Here is a 7961-nt window from a genome sequence, read left to right as displayed (position 1 = left end):
GAATCTATCAGTTGCTTTTCCGAGTCCCAACTTAAATAGCAGTTCCGCCTACCCCCTTTCCCTGGACTAGATACTCCGATTTCTCCGGTGCGATTATATTGCTGAATTACTTTTCTGACAAACCCTTGGGATACTCCTAGATGTTTTGCAATCTCTGAGGAAGTTCTAGGGTCTGCTAGTGCATTGTATATCACCAGCCATTTTTGTTTTTCCCAATGGGATGACGCTAACTTTACTCTCTGCTTGACTGTCTCTAGGTCTAGATGAGGACAGGCTTGCGTTACTTGACTCCTGTACATTTATCTTTGCCAAAGTTCTCTCTATTTAATACTCTACTACCTCTGACCACAACTTAGTATTACATTAAGTTCCGTATTATCAACAGCAAAAAAACTTAGAGAAATAACTTATTTTAGATTTATGTTCAATTTTATAAATTTATGCCCAAGCTCGATAGATATAAAGATTGTGCCGCTTAAACTTTTGTTAAAGATTACAACTGATAATCAACAATAATTGCTTTAAATTAGCTCAATCCAACTTTCCTCACAACAAGTAGCTGTTTCATATTTTGAGGAGTGGTGCTGAAATGGTGAAGCGGACAAAACTAAGTAACTTAAAGTTCCAATTTATATATGCAAACAATTGACCAGATCAAGCATGAAAATGAGTTACCAGTTTTAATTGCTGATTGCCAAGGCTTAATTGTCTATGCCAACGAACCTTTTAACTTAGTTTTTGGCTGGCAAACTGACGAAATCCTGGGTCACAGCTTAGAATCTGTAATCCCTCACAGCTATCACGATTCCCATCATCTTGGTTTTTCTCGTTTTGCAATGACTGAGCAACCAACTGTACTCAATCATCCACTCAAGCTGATGGCCGTAACTAAAGATGGCAGAGAAATTGAATCAGAGCATTTTATTATTGCCGAGCAGCAACAGGGACAATGGATGTTTGCCGCTACCCTTCGTCCCCTCCATTCGTAGTATTTAGTAGCCTGGCTCGACTAGAATTTTATGACAGATAACTCAGCTAGTTTAATTGGTCAGTTGCGCACGACGTTAGGAAAAATGGAAGTAGCGCTTGGAGTCATTGGCGAAGCGATCGCCTGGACAGATAGCGAAGGCAAAATTCAATGGTCAAATGCTACTTTCGATCGTTTAGTTGAGCGGCAACGATTTCAAGTCTTGGCAGCAAATTTATTACATTTACTACCTTTAAAGCAACAAGGTCAAGTTGTAAGTTACGCAGCGCACCCCCTCAGCCGGGTATTGAACGAGCAAAAACAGGGGTCAGAAATTTATGAATACAAACAAGGCGATCGTGATTTATTTCTAGAAATATCCTGGACCAGCGTTCAATTCAAACAGCAGCAAACTAGCGCTGTATTGGTAATTCATGACGTTACTAAACGCAAGCAGACTGAAGAACTACTAGCTAATACTGAAGCTAAATTCCGTTCGTTGATTCAAAATAGTTCAGATATGATCTGCATTCTCGAACCAGATGGATTAATACAGTATTCTAGCCCATCCCATGAAAGACTTTTGGGCTACCCACCTAGCTATTTGATGGGTAAGAACGCTTTTGATTTTATTCACCCGGAAGATGTAAACAGCACCCTAGATGTTTTTACTCAGGCAATGCAAGATACCAGCCATACTTTGTGTGTAGAGTATCGCTTCCGACATCAAGATGGTTCTTGGTGCTATCTCGAATCAACGGTAACAAACTTGATTGACGATCCGTCGGTTAGAGGGATGGCAATCAATACTCATGATATTACTGAGCGCAAGCGGGCAGAAGCCCAACTACTTCACAATGCTTTTCACGATCCCTTAACAGGTTTGCCAAATCGGGCTTTATTTATGGATCGGCTAGGGCGGGCAGTAGAACACGCCAAAGGTCACGAAAACTATCAATTTGCGGTTTTATTTATTGATGTAGATCGCTTTAAAGTTATTAATGACAGCTTAGGACATACTTTAGGCGATCGCTTACTAATAGCGATCGCCAGTCGTTTTAACCTCTGTCTGCGCCCTGGAGACACCGTAGCGCGTTTTGGCGGTGACGAATTTACAATTTTACTAGAAGGAATTAAAGATGTTAGCGATGCCCTGCAAGTTGGCGAACAAATTCAATCACAATTGCAACTAAGTTTTGATTTAGGCAAGGGGCAAGAGATATTTACAACTGCCAGCATTGGTATTGCTCTTGGTGGTGCGGAGTGCGCTCGTGCCGAAGATATATTACGCCATGCTGATATTGCTATGTACCGCGCTAAAGCTTTAGGAAAAGCGCGTTGTGTGATATTTAAAGTCAATATGCACGATCGCGCGATCGCCCGACTTCAGTTAGAAACCGATCTGCGCCTAGCCATCGAACGCAACGAGTTTTGTTTGTACTATCAACCGATTGTTTCGCTGGCAACTGGTTGGCTCAACGGCTTTGAAGCTTTAATTCGCTGGCAACACCCCCAAAAAGGACTGATTTTCCCGACAGAGTTTATTGCTGTAGCTGAAGAAACCGGGGCGATCGTTCCCATCGGTAAATGGGTTCTGCGTACCGCCTGTCATCAAATGAGCCAATGGCAAAAACAGTTTCCCTTCCATCCACCGCTAAGTATTAGTGTCAATATTTCGGCTAAACAGTTTTCTGAGCCGGATCTCAATCATCAAATTAGTCAAGTTTTGCAAGAGACTGGACTAGATGCTAGTAGCTTGAAGTTAGAGCTAACTGAAAGCATCCTGATGGAAAATGCTGAATCTACCATTGCGATTCTCCAGCAAATTAAAGCAATGAAAGTTCAGTTGTATATGGATGACTTTGGCACGGGTTATTCTTCCTTAAGTTACCTGCATCGTTTTCCGATTGAAAGGTTAAAAATTGACCGTTCTTTTATTAATCTTATGGAGCTAGAAAGCGAAACTCCAGCGATCGTTCAGGCAATTATTACCTTAGCTCACAATTTGGGGATGAACGTTACAGCCGAAGGCATAGAAAAAGTAGAGCAACTGCAAAAACTCAAAAAGTTGGGCTGTGAGTATGGACAAGGATATTTTTTCTCTAAGCCCGTTGATGCGGTAACTGTAGAGACTTTCTTTCTTAATAGGCGAAATTGGTTGACTTCTAGCGGAACTGATACTTTTGGCGTGATGCAAAAAAATCCTCAAAATCTCAAGTTAAAGAAAAATTCTAGCCTTTGACAACTTCTACTACTGTCAATTCGATCCATGTTATTGCTATTTTTAGAGCTAGGGCGATCGTCAATAACTTCTCTGAACTCAACAACGTAGCCGATCATTTTTGCTTGTTTAATCTTGGCTAAAAACAGATAATCTCAACGGGCGCATGGGTTCGGTATAACGGCACAGTTGAGCGGTCGCAGATGACCTCGAACCCAGCACCAATATCTTTCGTCGATCCGCTCCAACACCGTGTTAGCTGGCTGGCTGTTGTCGAGCTTTTTGCATGACAGACTCTATGTACTCTGCTTTGCTCATTGTATATGCTTCTCGATCACTCGAAAAGCGTTGAGCAAAATTGTACTTCACTTGTGCATAATGTGCTGCTTCGTCTGAATGCCCGCGAAGGTAGTCCCGAAACAACAAACGCTCCCACAATACGCTGTCTGGCTCAACCATATGGATATGATGAGTGCGTGGATTATTAGGTGGCAACCCTTTTACAAAAAACATCCGTTGAGGGTCGGGATTATCAAACCAATAAGCATAGCCCAAGTGTTCTAGCTGAGAAACTGCAACTTGTTTTGCTTCTGCAAGTGAGCGTACCCCTGCCAATAAATCAATAATAGGTTTTGCAGCCAATCCTGGAACTGCGGTGCTGCCAAAATGCTCAATACGAGTGATGAAACCGCCATCTAAAACCGCCCTAATGCGTGCAGCTTCCTGTCCAAAAAGAAATACCCAGTTTGGATCGTATTCAACGATGACAACTTCATCCATTAGTCTGTAATTCGTTGATGAGGGACTAGACTAACCTAACACCGAACTTCCCAAAGACAACCTAGAAATGAAGCCTGCTAACTATTTATTGTACTGAAACTTTCCGTATAATCCTTTACTAAACCACAACATACATACATCCTAGTCATTTCATAGGCATGATAAGAAGAAATTTTCCGTATATCCATCCTGTATGGGGGTGTTATACAGAAAAGTTTCCTATATGCCTTATTATCTGGATTTTTCTAGTTAAAGTCCTTCCAAAAAGATGGGAGATAAAGATATAAATCATTTTTACTTTTATAGCTCTTGCTCGTCTTCAACATCAATGCAATTAGTTATGGCGGGTTTAATGTTAGGAAGCGCGATCGCCCAAACAAACGCGGCGATCAGTACAAGAGAATTAGAGGTTTTCTAACAAAATTGCTAAAAGAGATAAATTGCCCTACTCTGTCAATTCGATCCATGTTATTGCTATTTTTAGCTAGGGCGATCGCGCCAGCAAGTCAGCATAGGAGCAAAAAGAGTAAAAATTATTATGGCTTTAGAATACCCAGACGATTTGAAATATCTAGACTCTCACGAGTATGTGCGCTTCGATGGCAATATTGCAACTCTTGGCATTAGTGCTTTTGCTGTAGATCAATTGGGCGATATTGTCTTTTTAGAATTGCCTGATGTGGGAGAACTTGTTACCAAAGGCGAAACTTTTGGTTCAGTAGAATCTGTAAAAGCTGTGGAAGACTTGTATCCCGCCGTTAGCGGTACAGTCATTGAACGCAATGAGGCGGTGATCGAAGCCCCCGAACAAGTTGCTGAAGACCCCTATGGTGAAGGCTGGTTGCTCAAAGTGCGCGTTGAAGATCCGAGCGAAGCTGATGATGCTTTAACAGCTTCAGAATATCGCGCTTCAGTAGAAGGTCACTAATAGTCAATTAGGGGCTAGAGAAGTATAAATTTTTACTAAAAATTATTAAGAATCTAGTCCCCATTTGCAAAAAAAATGTTGCAGAATATGTATAAAGTCACGTCTGGAGAGCCGTTTAGTGGTAGTTAGTCTTCGTACTCAGGCAGTAGATGAAAAGCAATTAATCGAGCGATCGCCCGATTTTCTGCAACGGCATATCGGATCGAACGCCGCCCAAATCCAACAAATGCTAGAGATACTGGGACTAGCAAGCTTAGATGACTTGATAGATAAAACTGTACCGCAGTCAATTAGGCAAAATAAACAGCTAAATCTACCCGCACCATTGAACGAACAAGCAGCTTTAGCCAAATTAAAAGCAATTGCTGTCAAAAATGAGGTATTTCGCTCATACATAGGTATGGGCTACCATAATTGCATTACGCCGCCCGTAATTCAAAGAAATATTCTTGAAAATCCCGGCTGGTACACGGCTTATACTCCCTATCAGCCCGAAATTGCCCAAGGACGACTAGAGGCGCTACTCAACTTCCAAACAGCGATCATTGACTTGACGGGGTTAGAAATTGCCAATGCTTCCTTGTTAGATGAAGCAACGGCGGCGGCGGAAGCAATGACCATGAGCTACGGAATTAGCAAAAATAAATCTAAGATCTTTTTTGTCAGCGATAGTTGTCATCCCCAAACTATTGAAGTTATCCAAACTCGCGCCCAACCATTAGCTATTGATGTAATTGTTGGCAACCATCAAAATTTTAATTTTGAGCAGCCAGTTTTTGGCGTATTGCTCCAATATCCAGCCACCGACGGCACAATTTACGATTACCGCGCTTTTGGAGAAAAAGCCCACGCCCAGGGTGCTTTGGTGACAGTAGCTGCCGATATATTGAGTTTGACTTTGTTATTGCCTCCAGGGGAATTTGGCGCAGATATAGCCGTAGGTAGCACTCAGCGCTTTGGCATTCCCCTTGGTTACGGCGGACCTCATGCGGCATATTTTGCCACCAAGGAGGAGTACAAACGGCAAGTACCAGGGCGAATTGTCGGGGTTTCTAAAGACGTACAGGGTAAAACGGCGTTGCGTCTAGCATTGCAAACAAGGGAACAACATATTAGACGAGACAAAGCCACTAGCAACATTTGTACAGCCCAAGTTTTACTCGCGGTAATGGCGGGAATGTATGCGGTGTATCATGGCGCTGAGGGGCTAAAAAACATTGCTCAAAATATTCACGATTTAACGTCAGTTTTAGCAACAGGCTTGCAAAAGCTGGGCTACAAGCTGGGTAGTACAGAGTTTTTTGATACAGTTAGGGTAGATTTGGGACTTCGCCTAAATTCTAACGACATCCTCACTGCCGCCCAAAAACGAAAAATTAATTTCCGGACTTTGAGCAATAAATCTATCGGCATTTCTTTAGATGAAACTACTACAATTCAAGACGTTCAAGAACTGTTAGAGATTTTTGCTCCAAATAATTCTTTGCCTTTTACTGTTGCAGAATTAGCAAGTCAAGTTGCAGCAACTCAACCCAATTTAAAACGTACTAGCAGCTACTTGACTCATCCGGTATTCAACAGCTACAAGAGCGAAACCGAGCTTTTACGTTACCTGTACCGCTTGCAATCTAAAGATTTATCGTTAACTACCTCCATGATTCCTTTGGGTTCATGCACGATGAAGTTAAACGCAACGGCGGAAATGATGCCTGTAACTTGGGCAGAATTTGGTAATATTCACCCCTTTGCACCGCAAAGTCAAACCAAAGGTTATCAAGAATTATTTGCTCAACTTGAAACCTGGCTTGGAGAAATTACTGGTTTTGCAGGTATTTCGCTCCAGCCAAACGCTGGATCTCAAGGAGAATATACAGGCTTACTTGTAATTCGTCAGTACCACGAAACACGTGGCGAAGCACATCGCAATGTGTGTTTGATTCCTACTTCCGCCCACGGTACAAACCCCGCTAGTGCGGTGATGTGCGGGATGAAAGTAGTTCCCGTTGCTTGTGACGAGCAAGGTAATGTAGACTTAGCTGATTTGCAAGCCAAAGCCCAAAAGCATAGTAACGAACTTGCAGCATTAATGGTTACTTATCCTTCTACTCACGGTGTTTTTGAGGAAGAAATTAAGGATATCTGCGCGATAGTTCACAGTCACGGCGGACAAGTGTACATGGACGGGGCAAATATGAACGCCCAAGTAGGTTTATGCCGTCCGGGAGACATTGGCGCGGATGTTTGTCATTTGAACTTACACAAAACTTTTTGTATTCCTCATGGCGGCGGTGGCCCAGGAATGGGACCAATTGGGGTAATGGCTCATTTAGTGCCATTTTTGCCGAGACACTCGGTAGTTTCCATGGGCGGCGAACAAGGAATTGGAGCCGTAGCGGCGGCTCCTTGGGGTAGTGCCAGTATTTTGACCATTTCATGGATGTACATCGCCATGATGGGCGCTGAGGGTTTAACTCAAGCAACTAAAGTAGCAATTCTCAATGCCAACTATATCGCTCATCAACTTCAGGCTCATTACCCTGTGTTGTATAAAGGCAAAGCTGGACTTGTAGCTCATGAGTGTATTTTGGACTTACGGAGCCTAAAAAAAAGCGCCAGTATCGAAGTAGATGATATTGCCAAACGCTTGATGGATTACGGCTTTCATGCCCCGACAGTTTCTTGGCCCGTGGCTGGGACAATTATGGTAGAGCCGACGGAAAGCGAATCGAAAGCCGAATTAGATCGTTTTTGTGCGGCAATGACTTTAATTCGTCAAGAAATTGGCGAAATTGAGCAAGGCAACGCAGATATGCAAGATAATGTCTTGAAAAATGCCCCCCACACGGCGGAAGTATTGATGAGTGACGAGTGGAAACATTCTTATAGCCGCCAGAGTGCTGCTTACCCTGCACCGTGGACGCGAGAATATAAGTTTTGGACGGCAGTTAGTCGCATAGATAATGCTTTTGGCGATCGCAATTTTGTTTGTTCTTGTCTGCCCATGGAGGCATATACAGATAGTTAATAAATTATTACTATATTGCTCTATCCGCTTTCTTGAGAAG

The 7961-nt window shown here is 42.7% G+C and carries 6 protein-coding genes; 4 read left to right on the top strand and 2 right to left on the bottom strand.

The genetic code is table 11. From position 1 onward, the window contains the following. Positions 1 to 299, bottom strand: a 299-nt coding sequence (locus AC2VE5_RS10145; RefSeq protein WP_486887633.1) for a helix-turn-helix domain-containing protein, incomplete at its 3' end; no start/stop codon positions are given. A 336-nt stretch (positions 300 to 635) separates the two neighbouring features. Between AC2VE5_RS10145 and AC2VE5_RS10140 the strand changes: the two genes are divergently transcribed. Continuing rightward, entirely contained in the window at positions 636 to 989 is a 354-nt protein-coding gene (locus AC2VE5_RS10140) for a PAS domain S-box protein (protein ID WP_486887632.1), read from the top strand. 30 nt (positions 990 to 1019) lie between these two features. Then, the gene (locus AC2VE5_RS10135) at positions 1020 to 3209 is read left to right on the top strand and encodes a putative bifunctional diguanylate cyclase/phosphodiesterase (RefSeq protein WP_486887631.1); all 2190 of its coding nucleotides are present in this window, start codon (positions 1020 to 1022) and stop codon (positions 3207 to 3209) included. 234 nt (positions 3210 to 3443) lie between these two features. On the opposite strand, the gene AC2VE5_RS10130 is transcribed toward AC2VE5_RS10135, so the two are convergent. Beyond that, the gene (locus AC2VE5_RS10130) at positions 3444 to 3968 is read right to left on the bottom strand and encodes a GrpB family protein (RefSeq protein WP_486887630.1); all 525 of its coding nucleotides are present in this window, start codon (positions 3966 to 3968) and stop codon (positions 3444 to 3446) included. 538 nt (positions 3969 to 4506) lie between these two features. Here AC2VE5_RS10130 and gcvH point away from each other — a divergent pair. Together gcvH and gcvP are read left to right on the top strand one after the other, a co-directional pair. Then, positions 4507 to 4896, top strand: coding sequence for a glycine cleavage system protein GcvH (gcvH, locus tag AC2VE5_RS10125; protein WP_486887629.1), 390 nt, complete (start codon positions 4507 to 4509; stop codon positions 4894 to 4896). Positions 4897 to 5014: 118 nt separating this feature from the next. Then, on the top strand, positions 5015 to 7921 hold the full coding sequence (gcvP, locus tag AC2VE5_RS10120; protein WP_486887628.1) for an aminomethyl-transferring glycine dehydrogenase: 2907 nt from the start codon (positions 5015 to 5017) through the stop codon (positions 7919 to 7921). Positions 7922 to 7961 lie beyond the last annotated feature (40 nt).

Source organism: Aliterella sp. E5.1, from assembly GCF_057473825.1.
This window is presented reverse-complemented; position numbering and strand designations above follow the sequence as displayed.